Origin of the sequence: Alexandriicola marinus (genome assembly GCF_004000435.1) — a bacterium.
GTDB lineage: Bacteria > Pseudomonadota > Alphaproteobacteria > Rhodobacterales > Rhodobacteraceae > Alexandriicola > Alexandriicola marinus.
This window is the reverse complement of sequence record NZ_RBVZ01000001.1, coordinates 993,025-1,008,108: the sequence shown is the minus strand read 5'-3', so window position 1 is coordinate 1,008,108 and position 15,084 is coordinate 993,025. Positions and strand designations below refer to the sequence as shown.

General features: G+C 63.3%; 14 protein-coding genes. 11 read left to right on the top strand and 3 right to left on the bottom strand.

Annotated elements, in window-relative coordinates; all coding sequences use genetic code 11:
* Positions 1–99: 99 nt before the first annotated feature.
* The 8 genes from EP376_RS04915 (at position 100) to EP376_RS04880 (ending at position 8,555) form a co-directional block, all read left to right on the top strand.
* On the top strand, positions 100–1,134 hold the full coding sequence (locus EP376_RS04915; protein ID WP_127654402.1) for a substrate-binding domain-containing protein: 1,035 nt from the start codon (positions 100–102) through the stop codon (positions 1,132–1,134).
* Positions 1,135–1,229: 95 nt separating this feature from the next.
* Complete coding sequence (pstC, locus tag EP376_RS04910) at positions 1,230–2,711, top strand: phosphate ABC transporter permease subunit PstC (protein ID WP_127654401.1); 1,482 nt, start codon at positions 1,230–1,232, stop codon at positions 2,709–2,711.
* A complete protein-coding gene (gene pstA, locus EP376_RS04905) occupies positions 2,708–4,063 on the top strand; it encodes a phosphate ABC transporter permease PstA (RefSeq protein WP_127654400.1) in 1,356 nt (451 codons plus the stop codon). Before pstC ends, pstA begins: the two co-directional genes overlap by 4 nt.
* 11 nt (positions 4,064–4,074) lie before the next feature.
* Positions 4,075–4,872, top strand: coding sequence for a phosphate ABC transporter ATP-binding protein PstB (gene pstB / locus EP376_RS04900; RefSeq protein WP_127654399.1), 798 nt, complete (start codon positions 4,075–4,077; stop codon positions 4,870–4,872).
* Between the two features lie 12 nt (positions 4,873–4,884).
* Positions 4,885–5,595 (top strand): phosphate signaling complex protein PhoU, encoded by a 711-nt coding sequence (phoU, locus tag EP376_RS04895; RefSeq protein WP_127654398.1) that lies wholly within the window; start codon positions 4,885–4,887, stop codon positions 5,593–5,595.
* A complete protein-coding gene (gene phoB, locus EP376_RS04890) occupies positions 5,592–6,290 on the top strand; it encodes a phosphate regulon transcriptional regulator PhoB (RefSeq protein WP_127654397.1) in 699 nt (232 codons plus the stop codon). The genes phoU and phoB overlap by 4 nt, the downstream gene beginning before the upstream one ends.
* 77 nt (positions 6,291–6,367) lie before the next feature.
* A complete protein-coding gene (doeA, locus tag EP376_RS04885; RefSeq protein WP_127654396.1) occupies positions 6,368–7,555 on the top strand; it encodes an ectoine hydrolase DoeA in 1,188 nt (395 codons plus the stop codon).
* A 241-nt stretch (positions 7,556–7,796) separates the two neighbouring features.
* Positions 7,797–8,555, top strand: a complete 759-nt coding sequence (locus EP376_RS04880) for a LuxR family transcriptional regulator (RefSeq protein WP_420837117.1) — start codon at positions 7,797–7,799, stop codon at positions 8,553–8,555.
* 489 nt (positions 8,556–9,044) lie between these two features.
* On the opposite strand, the gene tsf is transcribed toward EP376_RS04880, so the two are convergent.
* From tsf to EP376_RS04865, 3 genes are all read right to left on the bottom strand, one after another.
* A complete protein-coding gene (tsf, locus tag EP376_RS04875) occupies positions 9,045–9,920 on the bottom strand; it encodes a translation elongation factor Ts (RefSeq protein WP_127654395.1) in 876 nt (291 codons plus the stop codon).
* Positions 9,921–10,011: 91 nt separating this feature from the next.
* Entirely contained in the window at positions 10,012–10,815 is an 804-nt protein-coding gene (rpsB, locus tag EP376_RS04870; RefSeq protein ID WP_127654394.1) for a 30S ribosomal protein S2, read from the bottom strand.
* Between the two features lie 167 nt (positions 10,816–10,982).
* Complete coding sequence (locus tag EP376_RS04865) at positions 10,983–12,281, bottom strand: HupE/UreJ family protein (RefSeq protein WP_127654393.1); 1,299 nt, start codon at positions 12,279–12,281, stop codon at positions 10,983–10,985.
* Positions 12,282–12,336: 55 nt separating this feature from the next.
* Here EP376_RS04865 and EP376_RS04860 point away from each other — a divergent pair, with 55 nt between their 5' ends.
* The 3 genes from EP376_RS04860 to EP376_RS04850 all read left to right on the top strand — a co-directional run bounded on the left by EP376_RS04860 (position 12,337) and on the right by EP376_RS04850 (position 15,035).
* The gene (locus EP376_RS04860; protein ID WP_238928573.1) at positions 12,337–13,149 is read left to right on the top strand and encodes a DUF4198 domain-containing protein; all 813 of its coding nucleotides are present in this window, start codon (positions 12,337–12,339) and stop codon (positions 13,147–13,149) included.
* A gap of 63 nt (positions 13,150–13,212) precedes the next feature.
* Entirely contained in the window at positions 13,213–14,109 is an 897-nt protein-coding gene (locus tag EP376_RS04855) for a PfkB family carbohydrate kinase (protein ID WP_127654391.1), read from the top strand.
* Positions 14,106–15,035, top strand: a complete 930-nt coding sequence (locus EP376_RS04850; protein WP_203330872.1) for a pseudouridine-5'-phosphate glycosidase — start codon at positions 14,106–14,108, stop codon at positions 15,033–15,035. The genes EP376_RS04855 and EP376_RS04850 overlap by 4 nt, the downstream gene beginning before the upstream one ends.
* Positions 15,036–15,084 lie beyond the last annotated feature (49 nt).

Sequence of the window (15,084 nt, the reverse complement as noted above, 5' to 3'; positions counted from 1 at the left end):
CTTTTACATGAATGTCACAGAAGCTTTGTGTCCGATCCATAGCAGGGCGGTGACGGTTCGACAGGGGTGTCGGGCCGACAGCGAAAACAGGAGTATCTGATGAAATTCGCGAAACTGGCGACATCCGCCATTGCCATTTCTGCCCTCGCGACCGCTGCCGCCGCGCGCGACAATGTTCAGGTTGCAGGGTCGTCGACTGTTCTGCCCTATGCCTCGATCGTGGCCGAAGCCTTCGGTGAAAACTTCGATTTCCCGACGCCCGTCGTCGAATCGGGTGGCTCCTCGGCCGGTCTCGCCCGCTTCTGCGAAGGCGTCGGTGAAAACCAGATCGATATCGCCAACGCCTCCCGCGCGATCCGCGAGGGCGAGATCGAGGCCTGCGCCGCCAACGGCGTGACCGACATCATCGAAGTCCGGATCGGCTATGACGGGATCGTCTTCGCCTCCCAGATCGACGGGCCGGCCTTCGACGCCTTCACGCCGTCCGACATCTTCAACGCGCTGGCGCCCAAGGTCATGGTTGACGGTGAACTGGTCGACAACCCGCACACCATGTGGTCCGACTTCAACGCCGATCTGCCCGAAGCCGAAATCCTCGCCTTCATCCCCGGCACCAAGCACGGCACCCGCGAAGTGTTCGAAGAGCAGGTCATTGCCGCCGGCTGCGAAGCCACCGGCGCCATGGAAGCCATGATGGCGGCCGGCATGTCCGAGGACGATGCCGAGGATGCCTGCCTCGAAGTGCGCACCGATGGCCGCTCCGTCGACATCGACGGCGACTACACCGAGACGCTGGCCCGCATCGACGCCAACACCAACGGCATCGGCGTGTTCGGCCTCGCGTTCTACGAGAACAACACCGACACGCTGAAGGTCGCGACCATGTCTGGTGTCGAGCCGACGGTCGAGACGATCGCATCCGGCGAATACCCGGTGTCCCGCCCGCTCTACTTCTACATCAAGAAGGCGCATATCGGCGTGATCCCGGGCCTCAAGGAATATGCCGAGTTCTTCGTCTCTGACGCGGTTGCCGGTCCCTGGGGTCCGCTGTCGCAATACGGCCTTGTGTCCGATCCGGAGCTTGCTGCGACGCAGGCGATGATCGCCAACGAAGAAACCATGGGCGGCATGTAAGCCACCCATTCGCGGCGGGGCCCGATCAGTGGCGGGCCCCGTCACACCCATTCCGGGGCCATCGCGTGCCCGAACCTGATTGAGCGGAGCATCTCATGGCGCTGTCCTGGCTTTTCGGTCTGCTGGTGCTGATTGCTGTTGCCGGCTTTTTCGCCGGTCGAAGCAAGTCCGTGGCATCAGCTGGCGGAGATGCGCGCGGTCTTCATTCCCGACCCAATTATTATGGCTGGCACGTGGCGCTCAATGCGCTCGTACCGGCGCTTTTGCTTCTTGTTCTGTGGCTGTTGATCCAGCCGTTCGTTCTCAACCGTGCGGTCATGCCGATGCTGAGCTCGGTCGACGTCAACGACCGCGGCACCATGAGCCTTGTGCTGAGTGATGTGCGCCGTGTCGCCGAAGGCATCGACATCGCGATCACCGAAGGTGCAATCAGCCCCGACGAGGCCCGTGACATCCAGGCCGACGTCATGGATGTGCGCGCACGTCTGGCCGAGGTTGGTGTGGCGCTTGGCTCGGATGTGAGCATCGAAACCCTGAGTGCCGCGCAACGGTACCGGGCACTGGCCTACACCGGCACCAGCGTCATGACGATCCTCGTTCTGATTGTCTCGCTCGTGGGCGGTGTGATCGCCTATCGGCTTGTCAGGCCGGACTTCCGATCCCGCAACGTGGTGGAATTCGGAGTGCGGATGCTGCTGTTGTCGGCGGCCTCCATCGCGATCCTGACGACGGTGGGCATCGTTTTGTCGCTGGTCTTCAACACGGTCGAGTTCTTCCGGCTTTATCCGGCCACGGATTTCTTCTTTGGCCTGAACTGGGCGCCGAGTTTCTCGGGCAGGGGGGGTGCGTCCGAACTGGGCATCCTGCCGCTCTTGTGGGGCACGCTCTACATCTCGGTCGTGGCGCTGGCCGTGGCCGTTCCGATCGGCCTGTTCTCGGCGATCTATCTGTCGGAATACGCGACGAAGCGGGTTCGCTCGATCGTGAAGCCGATGATCGAGGTGCTCGCGGGCATTCCCACGATCGTCTACGGCCTCTTTGCCCTGCTGACGGTCGGTCCGGTCCTTGTGTCGGCCTTCGGCGAAGGCGGGGTTCTGGGTGTCAGCTGGATGGGTGGCGGCACCGCTGTCATGACGGCGGGCCTCGTGATGGGGATCATGCTGATCCCCTTCGTGTCGTCGCTGTCGGACGACATCATCAACGCCGTCCCGCAATCCATGCGCGATGGATCGCTGGGCCTCGGGGCCACACGGTCGGAGACGGTGCGCCAGGTCGTGCTGCCGGCGGCCCTTCCGGGGATCGTGGGCGCCATCCTTCTGGCCGCCTCGCGCGCCATCGGCGAGACGATGATCGTCGTGCTCGGGGCAGGGGCCGCGGCCCGTCTGTCGATGAACCCCTTCGACGCGATGACGACGATCACCGCCAAGATCGTGAGCCAGCTGACCGGGGATGCGGATTTCTCCTCGCCCGAGGCGCTGGTGGCCTTCTCGCTCGGCATGACGCTGTTCGTCATCACGCTGGGCCTCAATGTCTTTGCGCTCTGGATCGTGCGCCGCTACCGGGAGCAGTATGAATGACCGACACGACACCGCTTGACGCGGCCCCGGCGGGCAAGCCCACGAAATCCATCCTTGTCGAGGATGAACGCACGCGCGCCCGCAACAGGGCCGAGGCACGGTTCCGTGCCTATGGGATCGCGGCTATCGCGATTGCGGCCACCTTCCTCGTGATCCTTCTGGCCACGATCGTCGTGCGCGGCGTTCCGGCCTTTACCCAGACCTACATGACGCTGGACGTCACGCTGGAGGCCAATGCGCTTGACCCCAACGGCACCGGCGACCGCGACGAGATCGCGAAGGTCACGACCTTTGGCTATCAGCCGCTGATCGGACAGGCGCTGGTGTCGCTTCTGGAAGAGCAGCGGATCGAGACGCCCCTGCCGCCGCCCGCGCTGATCCTGATGCTAAGCCAGTCGGCACCGGCGGTTCTACGTGATGCCGTCCTCGACGATCCGTCCCTCATCGGACAGACGGTGACGTTCGAGCTTTTGACCTCGTCGCGGGCAGATGGCTATTTCAAGGGCCGCGTCACCCGCGAAAGCCTTGCGCGTGACCGCAACCTCGGCCCGCCGCACCTCGATATCCTCGATCAGCTGGCCGAAAGCGGCCATGTCGAACGGCGATTCAACCTCGATTTCATAACCGGATCCGACGCCTCGGAAAGCCGGCCGGAATCGGCGGGGATCGGCGTGTCGATGATCGGGTCGTTCTTCATGATGCTGGTGGTCCTGTTCCTGTCGCTCCCGATCGGCGTCGCGGCCTCGATCTATCTCGAGGAATTCGCACCGCAGAACAGGTTCACCGATTTCATCGAGGTGAATATCTCGAACCTCGCGGCGGTGCCGTCGATCGTCTTTGGTATTCTCGGCCTCGCGATCTTCATCCAGGTGATGCATCTGCCGCAATCGGCGCCGCTGGTCGGCGGTCTGGTTCTCACGCTGATGACGCTGCCCACGATCATCATCTCGACCCGCGCGTCGCTGAAATCGGTGCCGCCCTCGATCCGCGAGGCCGCGCTGGGTGTCGGCGCCTCGAAGATGCAGACGGTGTTCCACCACGTCCTACCGCTGGCGATGCCCGGCATCCTGACGGGCACGATCATCGGTCTGGCACAGGCGCTTGGGGAAACGGCCCCGCTTCTGTTGATCGGCATGGTGGGCTTTATCGCGTCGAACTATCCCGCTGGCGTGGCCGAAGGGTTCCTCGATCCGAACTCGGCGATGCCCGCGCAAATCTACGAATGGGCCAAACGGGCCGATCCCGCCTATTACGAACGCGCATGGGGCGGTATCATCGTCCTGCTGGTGTTCCTGATGTCGATGAACCTTCTGGCGATCCTGCTGCGCCGCCGGTTCGAACGCCGCTGGTAGGAGGGCAGCAAATGGATGACCTCAGATTAATCGAAAGAGCCGTGGACATGAATGAAACGAAGATCTCAGCGAATGGCGTTCAGGTCTATTATGGCGACAACCACGCCATCAAGGACGTCAATGTCGAGATCGCGGACAAGACGGTCACGGCCTTCATCGGCCCGTCGGGCTGCGGCAAGTCGACCTTCCTGCGCTGCCTGAACCGGATGAACGACACGATTTCTGTCGCCCGGGTCGAGGGAGATATCCGGATCGATGGTGAGGACATCTATGACAAGCGGGTCGATCCGGTCCAGCTGCGCGCCAAGGTGGGCATGGTGTTCCAGAAACCGAACCCGTTCCCCAAGTCGATCTATGACAACGTGGCCTATGGGCCCAAGATCCACGGGCTGGCCCGCAACAAGGCCGAACTGGACGAGATCGTCGAACGCGCTCTGCGCCGCGCGGCGCTCTGGAACGAGGCCAAGGATCGCCTTCAGGAACCGGGGACCGGCCTGTCGGGCGGCCAGCAGCAGCGGCTTTGCATCGCGCGCGCTGTCGCAACCGAGCCCGAGGTCCTGCTGATGGACGAGCCCTGTTCAGCGCTCGACCCGATCGCCACGGCACAGGTTGAGGAGCTGATCGACGAGCTGCGCCAGAGCTATTCGGTGGTCATCGTCACCCATTCGATGCAGCAGGCGGCCCGCGTCAGCCAGATGACCGCCTTCTTTCACCTCGGCAACCTCGTGGAATACGACGAGACCGGGACCATCTTCACCAATCCAAGCGATCCGCGAACGGAAAGCTATATTTCCGGCCGCATCGGCTAAGGAACCGCCAACATGAACGAACAGCATATCGCATCGGCCTATGACCGCGATCTCGAGGCGATCCAGGCGATGATCATCCGGATGGGCGGCCTCGTGGAATCCGCGATCCTCGAAGGCACCCGCTCCCTCGATACCCGCGACGTGGAGCTTGCCGAAAAGGTGCGCCGCGAAGACGCCGTCATCGACGATCTGGAAGAGCGGATCAACGAGGAATGCGCCCGCGTCATCGCGCTGCGCGCGCCGGTGTCAAAGGATCTGCGGATCATCCTTGCGGTGATCAAGCTGTCGGGGTCGCTGGAGCGGGTGGGCGATTACGCCAAGAACATCGCCAAGCGCACGACGGTTCTGGCCGAACTGGGGCAGATCCCCGGCACCAACACCTCGCTGCGGCGGATGGCCATGGATGTGCAATCCATGCTCAAAGACACGCTCGATGCCTTTATCGCGCGGGATGCGGAGCGGGCCGAACAGGTGATCCTGCGCGACGAGGATGTCGATCAGCTCTATAACGCCATGTTCCGCGAATTCCTGACCCACATGATGGAAGACCCGCGCAACATCACCGCCTGCATGCATCTGCATTTCATCGCCAAGAACATCGAACGCATGGGCGATCTGGTCACGAACATGGCGGAGCAGGTGGTCTATCTGACGACCGGCACCTTGCCCGACGACGATCGCCCGAAGAAGGACAGAACGGCCTTTGCCGCGCCAAGAAAATGACCACAGACAACCAGAGCCAGCCACACGTCCTGATCGTCGAGGACGAACCCGCGCAGCGCGAGGTGCTGTGCTACAACCTCGAGGCCGAAGGCTTTCGCACCACGGGTGCCGCCAATGGCGAAGAGGGGTTGATGATGGTCGACGAGGATCCGCCCGACGTGATCGTTCTGGACTGGATGCTGCCGCGCGTCTCGGGCATCGAAGTCTGCCGCCAGTTGAAAATGCGGCCCGAAACCCGCGGCATCGCGATCATCATGCTGTCGGCCCGGTCCGAAGAGGTCGATCGCGTGCGCGGGCTTGAAACAGGGGCCGATGACTACGTCGTCAAACCCTATTCGGTGAGCGAGTTGATGGCCCGCGTCCGGAGCCAGCTGCGGCGTGTCAGGCCCGCCAGCGTGGGGCAGGTGCTCGTCTACGAGGATATCCTCCTCGACACCGAAACGCACCGCGCAAGCCGGGCGGAACGGCCACTGAAGCTGGGGCCCACGGAATTCCGGCTTCTGGCGACCTTCATGGAAAAGCCGGGCCGTGTCTGGACCCGGGACCAGCTGCTTGACCGGGTCTGGGGGCGTGACGTCTATGTCGATACCAGAACGGTCGACGTGCATGTCGGGCGTCTGCGCAAGGTTCTGACGCGCGACGGCGGGGGCGATCCGGTGCGCACCGTGCGCGGCGCGGGATACGCGCTGGGGTAGGGCGCCATCGTCGTTTTTGGGGTTGAAGCGGCCGGGCTCTTTGGTGAGCCTGCCCCAAGATCAATTCCGGAGGCCCCATGCCATCAACCCGCACAAGCCCATCCTTCCCCGATGCCGAATACTGGGACCGGATCGAAAAGACCCGTGCCGCGATGGAGGCCGCGGGGATCGAGGTTCTGATCATCTCGGACCCGTCGAACATGTCCTGGATCTCGGGCTATGACGGCTGGTCGTTCTATGTGCATCAGGCCGTCATCCTCGGCATGGAGGGCGAGCCGATCTGGTGGGGTCGTGGCATCGACGTGGCCGGCGCCCTGAGAACGGTGTTCATGGAAGACGACAACATCTTCGGCTATGAAGACACCTACGTTCAGAACCCCGACAAACACCCGATGGAAGACATGGCCCGCATCCTGGATGCCATGGGCTGGGGTCAGGCGCGCATCGGCATTGAGCTGGACAATTATTATTTCAGTGGAAAGGCTTACGCGACGCTCCTGAAGTTGTTGACGAAGGCCGATCTGATCGATGCAACGGGGCTGGTGAACTGGCAGCGGGCCGTGAAATCGGAAACCGAACTGACCTACATGCGCCGCGCCGCATCCATCGTCGAGGCGATGCATGCCCGGATCGTCGAACTGGCCGAGCCGGGCATGCCCAAGCACCAGCTGGTCGCCGAGATCTATCACACCGGCATTACCGGCGTCGGCGGGCATTGGGGCGACTATCCCGCGATCGTGCCGATGGCGCCCTCGGGCCTTGATGCCACGGCGCCGCATCTGACATGGGATGACACGCCGCTGAGAACCGGCGAAACCACGTTCTTCGAGATTGCGGGCGCGCATCGTCGCTATCAATGCCCGCAGTCTCGCACGCTGTTCCTTGGCAAGCCGCCTCAGAAGTATCTCGACGCCACAAAGGCGGTAGAGGAGGCGAAGGATGCAGCGCTTGAGCAGGCCAGGCCCGGCAATCGCTGCGAGGATGTCGCCAATGCCTTCAACAAGGCGCTCGAGGCGCATGGCTATATCAAGGACAATCGCTGCGGCTATCCGATCGGGATCAGCTATCCGCCGGACTGGGGCGAACGGACCATGTCGTTCCGCAAGGGCGACAGGACCGAGCTTTTGCCGGGAATGACGTTCCACCTGATGCCGGGGCTGTGGCTGGACGACGGGGGGATTGAGATCACGGAGCCGATCCTGATCACCGAAACCGGCGTGGAGAAGCTGTGCAATACTCCTGGGGGGCTCACCGTCAAGCTATAGTGTAATTCGCATAATCAGTATTATGTTAAAGACTTGGATTGTGGAAAACTGGTCGCTTGTTCACTATTGCCCCCAGCATTCAATAACTTGGTCCATCATCTTCAGACCAGATCGCCCATGTCAGCGCGCCATCGCGGACGCGTGCCCGCCCGGCTGGAAGCACTGGACGGGTTTTCTGTTTTTGACCAAGCAATAAAAACATTGCTAGACAGTGGCCATAATCCCGCGGAGCGAATTTCCCATGTCCATGCCACTTGTTGATTACCTGAACCACGTGACCAATTCACCCGATGTCGAGACGCTCTGGGCGGCGCATCTTGACCAGATGCAAAGCTACGGGTTCGACCGGATCATCTATGGCTTCACGCGGTACCGCACGACAAGTTCGCTTGGCGATCCTCAGGATTGGGTCCTTCTGACCAACCAGACCGCCAGCTACATGACAGCCTTCATCGAGGACGGTCTGTATTTTCACGCGCCCATGATACATTGGGCCCTCGAGAACGATGGTGCGTGCAGCTGGTCATGGATGGCCGAAATGGCGGCGTCGGATGCGTTCACGCCGGCGGAACTTCGTGTGATCGATTTCAATCGCAAGTATGGCGTGACGGCGGGCTATTCGATCAGCTTCCGGTCGATTTCGGCCCGCAACAAGGGCGCGGTGGCGCTGACGGCCCGTGAGGGCATGTCGCAGGCCGAGGTGGACGAGGTCTGGGCCGAACATGGCAAGGATATCCTTGTCATGAACAACGTGGCCCATCTGAAATTGCTCACCCTGCCCTATTTCGGCTCACGCAACCTGACCAAACGGCAGCGCGAGGTTCTGGAATGCGTGGGCGACGGCAAGACGACCCAGGATACGGCGATGATCCTCGGGCTGACGCCTGCGACCGTGGAAAAGCACCTGCGGCTGGCGCGGGAGGCGCTGGATGTCGACACCACGGCGCAGGCCGTTCTCAAGGCCGCGTTCTACAACCAGATGTTCGTCCTCGACCTCTAGTTGTTGATTCGTAAACCTTTGGCCTTATTGGGGATTTGAGACTGAACAGTTCAGGCCAATTCGCCCGTTGATTGTGCGCTGCGACCGAAAATTTCGTCTGACGTTGCGTAAGAAGACGCTTTTATTCACGAGGTAGGGTTTCCCCTACTGTTGTGACGTAGCGTCATTTGGCATGCTAACCATGTTCCGTGAGTGGTGGCCTAAGGCCAGGGAACAGCGGGTCGTATCTCTGAGATTACAGGGCGCTTCGACCCGCATCTCTAAACAGCCGGTTGTCCCCCGGCTGGGCGGGGTCGGAGAGTATTGTTCTCCGGGCTTGCAGAATTCGGCATCCTTCCCCTGATACGGGTGTCGGAACTCCCAAGGGCGGCACCGCCTCTTCTTCCTGAGCGGTGTCGCCCCCCTTCCTCCAAATCGCGTGAGAGAGTGGCCAAAACGAAAAAAGCCGCCGGCGAACCGGCGGCTTTTCGACTGAGGTCTGAATGTGGATCAGCCCTTGAGTGTCTTTGCGACCTCGGCGGCGAAATCCTCTTCTTCCTTCTCGATGCCCTCGCCGACGGCAAGGCGCACGAAACCCGTGATCGTCGCGCCGGCCTCTTCGGCGGCCTGGGCCACTGTCAGGTCGGGATTGATCACGAAAGCCTGACCCATCAGCGTGTTCTCGGCCAGCCACTTCTTCATGCGGCCTTCGATCATCTTTTCGATGACCTGCTCGGGCTTGCCGGATTCGCGGGCGATGTCCATCTGGACCTGCTTTTCCTTCTCGACGATCGCCGGATCAAGCTCTGCCTCGGACAGCGCGGCCGGCGAGGCGGCAGCGATGTGCATCGCGACCTGGCGACCAAAGGCTTCGTCGCCGCCGTTCATCCCGACCAGAACGCCGATCTTGCCCATGCCGTCGCTCACCGCGTTGTGGACATAGGTGACGACAGTTTCGCCCTCGACCTTTTCCATGCGGCGCAAGGTCATGTTCTCGCCGATCGTGGCGATGGCGGCGGTCAGCGTGTCGGCGACCGACTTGCCGTCCACGTCCATCCCCAGAAGGCCGTCGACATTCTCGGCGGCGAGCGCCGTGTTGGCGATGGCGCCGACCATTTTCTGGAATTGTTCGTTCTTGCCCACGAAGTCGGTCTCGGAGTTGACCTCGACGGCCACGCCCGTGCCGCCCGAAACGGCAACGGCCACAAGACCTTCGGCCGCGGTGCGGCCCGACTTCTTGGCAGCCTTCGCAAGGCCCTTGGTGCGCAGCCAGTCAACCGCGGCTTCCATGTCGCCATCGGTTTCGGTCAGCGCTTTTTTCGCGTCCATCATGCCTGCGCCGGTGGATTCGCGCAGTTCTTTCACCATGCTCGCTGTGATCGCCATGAGCGGTCTCCTGTCAATGGAAGTGACCCGCGGGGACCCGCAGGCCCCCGTCGGGAAATATATATGAGCGTCGTATGCCCGGCTGGGCCGCTTATTCAGCGGTGGCCGTTTCGCCTTCGGCGGCGGCAGCGGCGGCGGTCGCCTCGCTAGCCAGCTCTTCTTCGGCCAGCTCTTCCATGGCGCCCATGTCGACGCCTGCGGCGCCCAGCTGTGCGGACATACCGTCAAGCGCGGCGCGTGCGGCCAGATCGCAATACAGCGAGATGGCACGGCTGGCGTCGTCATTGCCGGGGATGATGTAATCCACGCCGGCGGGCGAGCAGTTGGTGTCGACGACGGCGACGACCGGAATGCCCAGCTTGCGGGCTTCGGCGATGGCCAGGTCTTCCTTGTTGACGTCGATCACGAACAGAAGGTCCGGCACGCCGCCCATCTCGCGGATACCGCCGAGGGAGGCCTGCAGTTTGGCCTGCTCGCGCTCCATGCCGAGACGCTCTTTCTTGGTCAGGCCTTCAAAGCCGTTCTCGGCTGCTTCGTCGATCTGGCGCAGACGGTTGATCGACTGGGACACGGTCTTCCAGTTGGTGAGCGTGCCGCCCAGCCAGCGGTGGTTCATGTAATATTGTGCCGAGCGCTCGGCCGCATCGCGGATCGGCCCCTGGGCCTGACGCTTGGTGCCGACGAACAGAACGCGGCCCCCCTTGGCGACGGTCTCGCGCACCACGTTGAGTGCGGCGTCGAGCATCGGGACGGTCTGCGTGAGGTCCATGATATGAATCCCGTTGCGCGAGCCGTAGATGAACTCGGACATGCGGGGGTTCCAGCGTGCGGTCTGGTGGCCGAAGTGAACGCCAGCTTCCAAGAGCTGACGCATGCTGAACTCAGGAAGAGCCATGCGTATTTCCTTTCCGGTTTCTGCCTCGGCACGGGATCAGGGTTTCCCCCAACCGGTGGACCTTCGGGGATGTCTCCCCCGCGGGCCCGCCCGTGCCTGTGGATTGATCCGCGCGCTTTACCCGGCGCGGCGGGCCTTGTCCAGCCCTGCCGCACGGGTTTCGCCGGTCAGAGGAAAACCCGCTCGAAGAACCACCACAGTCCGACGACAGCGATCCCCGCCGAGGCCGGGATCGCCACGATCCGCCGGTAGGCGTCGATCTGATCCCGCAACAGAACGGAGGCGAAGCAAAGCATCATCAGGAGCGCCGTCGGCACGATGAAGACCCAGACCGGGATTTCATCCATCAACGACCCACCCCAGACACCCGATCCGGTCAGCGCAAGATAGGACAGGACCAGAAGCGCGCCGCCGGTGACTGCGTAGAACACCGACGCCAGTGGCACGTCGGAATCGCCCCGGTCGATCTGAACCGCGAGGTAGACAAAGACCGCGATCACCGCGATCACCGCGAGCTGGCCCAGCTCGACCCCCACGTTGAACCCGATCAGCGCTGGCACGAAGGAGCCCGGCGGCAGACCGAATTGTCCCAGCACAGAGGCAAAGCCCAGGCCATGCAGCAAGCCGAAGCCGAAAATCACCACGGGTCGCCACGGGCTCAGCCCCCGGCTGAAGATGTTCTCGACCGCGACGAAAACAATCGAGGCCGCGATCAGCGGCTCAACGATCTCGGGCGGGATGCGGACATATCCCAGCGCGGCCAGCGCCAGCGTGATCGTATGCGCCAGCGTGAAGGCCGAGACCTGCCACAAGAGCGGCGCGAGATGGGTCGACAGGAAGAACAGGCCGAGCACGAACAGGATATGGTCGAGCCCCAGCGGCACGATATGATCGAAGCCAACGGGGATATAATTGACGAAGGTCAGCCAGGGCCCGGCCTGACCGCCGCCCGACAAGGTGATCTCGTCGCTCATGCTGCCGGCCTCGAGATAGCCGTCATAGGGGGCCTCGACCCCCATCTGCCGCAGAACAAGCGTGCCGAAGGCGCGGTCCCAGCCCATGCGGACCGTTTCGGCCCCTTCGGGCAGCGCCACGCTGAAGGTCAATTGGGCCGGGCGAACCAGCTCGATATTGCCCACCTCGGGGATCATCATCCCGTCGAGATCGGGTGCAAGGCGGGCTCCATCGGCCTCGATCGTGATCCGGCGGGCCATTTCTGGCCAGAATTCTCGGAATTCCGCCTCCAGCTCCGCGGGCCCCATCGCCCGCAGCGCGTCATAGCGCGCGGCCTCGTCGGCCTCGTTGGTATCAGAGACCTCGGCCAGGTCGATGCCGGCCACGAAGCTTTCCAGATTGGCCTCGACCTCGAAGACAAGCCGGCCATCGACCTCGGTCATGTCGGCGATCGAGGGCAAGACCTCGTGCGCGGCGGCCATGCCGGCCAGCAGGCACCAGACCGACAGCATGCTTGACACCAGCGCTGATCGGATCACCCTCACCGTCAACGGAAAGGACCAACCCATGCGCCGCTTTATTCGTCTAGCCACCCTGCCGCTCCTTCTTATCTTTGCCGCGCTGCCTGCGCTGTCTCATGAATTGTGGATCGAGCCACTCGAGTGGCAAGTCGAGCCGGGCGAACAGCTTCAGGCCGATCTGATCAACGGCCAGAATTTCGAAGGCGTTCGCCAGCCTTACCTTGCCAATCGCCTCGTCCTCTTCAACCTCTTTTCAGAAAACCGCGCCACGCGCATCCAGAATCGCAATGGCTCTCGACCGGCGCTGGATACGCCCTCGCATGGCGAAGGGCTTCACGTGGCGGCCTACCAATCGACGCCGTCGACACTGTCCTATACCGAGTGGGAAAAATTCGTGAGCTTTGCCGAGCACAAGGATCTGGGCGACGTGGCGACGATGCATGACGCGCGCGGCCTGCCCCGCAGCGTCTTTACCGAGGCCTATACACGGTTCTCGAAGTCCCTCATCGCGGTGGGTGCGGGCGAAGGCTCCGACAGGCGTGTGGGCCTCGAAACCGAGCTGGTGGCCCTCGACAACCCCTATACGGCCTCGGGCGATACGATCCGGGTTCAGTTGTTCTACCAATCGGGGGTCCGCGCAGACGAACAGGTCGAGATCTATGATCGCGCGCCGTCGGGCGCGGTGACGGTCAGCACGGTGCGCACCAACGCCGAAGGCATCGCGGTGATCCCGGTCGCCCCGGGTCATGACTACATGCTCGATGCGGTGCTGCTGCGTGAACCCACCTCGGAGCTGGCCGATCTGACCAAGGCCTCGTGGGAGACGCTCTGGGCAAATCTCACCTTTCACGTGCCCTGATACGACTTGCTTGGCGCGGTTGGGGTCTTGCGTCCGTGACCCGACCGCGTCAGGAGATGGCGCATGACGACACCGACCCCTGATATCCTGTGCATTGGCTCCGTCCTGTGGGACGTCATCGGCCGCTCTGCCAGCCATATGCGGGTGGGCTCGGACGTGCCGGGCCGCATCACCCGCCTGCCCGGCGGCGTGGCGATGAACATCGCGATGACGCTGGCCCGGTTTGGCCTGACACCCGCGCTTCTGACCGCGATCGGGCGCGACCCGGAAGGCGACGAACTGATCGCCGAATGCCGCAGCCAGGGCATGATCACCGATCATGTCTACCGCTCGGATGATCTGCCCACGGATGTCTACATGGCGATCGAAGGTGCCAATGGCCTGATCGCCGCCATTGCGGATGCCCATTCGCTCGAGGCGGCCGGCGCAAAGATCGTGGCCCCTCTCAGCGACGGGCGGCTTGGTCACGCAGACACGCCGTGGTCGGGGCTGATCGCGCTTGACGGCAACCTCACGACCGAGTTGCTGCGCGATATCGCCCATTCGCCGGTCTTTCGTGACAGTGACCTGCGCGTCGCGCCCGCCAGCCCCGGCAAGGCCGAACGCCTTCTGGCCCTGATGGGCCATCCATCGGCGACCTTCTATGTCAACCGCGAGGAAGCCGGCATCATCTGTCAGGACAGCTTCGCCACCGCGAAACCCGCGGCCGAGGCCATGCGCGCCCGTGGCGCCCATCGGGTGCTGGTGACCGATGGCGCCGGCAAGGCGGCTCTTTGCGGCCCCGACGGCACGCTGACCGCCAAACCGCCCGAAGTCCTCGTGACCCGTGTCACCGGTGCCGGCGACACCTTCATGGCGGCCCATATCGCGGCCGAAGCCCGCGGCGAAGGCCCCCAAGCCGCCCTCGACCACGCCCTGCGGGGTGCGGCCGCCTATGTATCCGGAGAGATGCCCCTGTGACCCACCTGCCCCTTCTGCTGTCCCCCGAAGTGGCGGAGGCCCGCGCGTCGGGCACGCCTCTGGTCGCGCTCGAAAGCACGATCATCACCCACGGGATGCCCTTCCCCCGCAACGTCGAAACCGCCCGTGCCGTCGAGGCCGATATCCGCAAGGCGGGCGCCGTTCCCGCGACGATGGCGGTGCTCGACGGGACGCTCCATGTCGGCCTGACCTCTGATCAGCTCGACAGGCTCGCGGCGCTGGAGGATGTGGCCAAGCTGTCGCGTGCCGATCTGGCCACCTGCATCGCACGTGGCGGCCACGGGGCGACAACGGTCGCGGCCACGATGATCGCCGCGCAACTGGCAGGGATCGAGGTCTTTGCCACGGGTGGTATCGGTGGCGTCCATCGCGGCGCGGAATTGAGTTTTGACATCTCGGCCGACCTGCGGGAGCTGTCGCTGACGCCGGTAACGGTCGTTGCTGCGGGGGCAAAGGCCATCCTCGACCTGCCCAAGACCTATGAAGTTCTGGAAACGCTGGGCGTTCCGGTCATCGCCATGGGGCAGGACGTGCTGCCGGCCTTCTGGTCGCGCCGGTCAGAGATAGCGGCCCCCCTGCGGATGGACACCGCGGCAGAGGTCGCCCGTTCCCACCGGATGCGCGCCCGCATGGGCCTGTCGGGCGGCCAGCTGGTCACCAACCCGATACCCGAGGCCGATGAAATCCCGCAATCCGATCTGGCGCCCCTGATCGACCAGGCGCTGGCCGATGCCGATGCCGCGGGCATGTCGGCCAAGGCTGTCACGCCGTTCCTGCTTGACCGGATCTTCCAGCTGACCGAGGGCCGTTCGCTCGAGGCCAATATCGCGCTGGTTCGCAACAACGCGCGACTGGCCGCCGCAATTGCCCGGGAATTGTGCAGCCTCCCGTCAATTGCGGGGTAAGCACGCCGTGCCGGATTGAAAGCGGCCCCGCCGCGACATACATTCAGGA

Excerpts from the sequence above, each read along its gene's own strand:
- EP376_RS04915 (WP_127654402.1), top strand. The coding sequence starts at position 100 with ATGAAATTCGCGAAACTGGCGACATCCGCCATTGCCATTTCTGCCCTC.
- rpsB (WP_127654394.1), bottom strand. The coding sequence starts at position 10,815 with ATGGCTCTTCCTGAGTTCAGCATGCGTCAGCTCTTGGAAGCTGGCGTT.
- doeA (WP_127654396.1), top strand. The coding sequence starts at position 6,368 with ATGCCATCAACCCGCACAAGCCCATCCTTCCCCGATGCCGAATACTGG.
- pstC (WP_127654401.1), top strand. The coding sequence starts at position 1,230 with ATGGCGCTGTCCTGGCTTTTCGGTCTGCTGGTGCTGATTGCTGTTGCC.
- pstB (WP_127654399.1), top strand. The coding sequence starts at position 4,075 with ATGGATGACCTCAGATTAATCGAAAGAGCCGTGGACATGAATGAAACG.
- EP376_RS04865 (WP_127654393.1), bottom strand. The coding sequence starts at position 12,281 with ATGCTGTCGGTCTGGTGCCTGCTGGCCGGCATGGCCGCCGCGCACGAG.
- pstA (WP_127654400.1), top strand. The coding sequence starts at position 2,708 with ATGACCGACACGACACCGCTTGACGCGGCCCCGGCGGGCAAGCCCACG.
- EP376_RS04855 (WP_127654391.1), top strand. The coding sequence starts at position 13,213 with ATGACGACACCGACCCCTGATATCCTGTGCATTGGCTCCGTCCTGTGG.
- tsf (WP_127654395.1), bottom strand. The coding sequence starts at position 9,920 with ATGGCGATCACAGCGAGCATGGTGAAAGAACTGCGCGAATCCACCGGC.
- phoU (WP_127654398.1), top strand. The coding sequence starts at position 4,885 with ATGAACGAACAGCATATCGCATCGGCCTATGACCGCGATCTCGAGGCG.
- EP376_RS04860 (WP_238928573.1), top strand. The coding sequence starts at position 12,337 with ATGCGCCGCTTTATTCGTCTAGCCACCCTGCCGCTCCTTCTTATCTTT.
- EP376_RS04880 (WP_420837117.1), top strand. The coding sequence starts at position 7,797 with ATGTCCATGCCACTTGTTGATTACCTGAACCACGTGACCAATTCACCC.
- phoB (WP_127654397.1), top strand. The coding sequence starts at position 5,592 with ATGACCACAGACAACCAGAGCCAGCCACACGTCCTGATCGTCGAGGAC.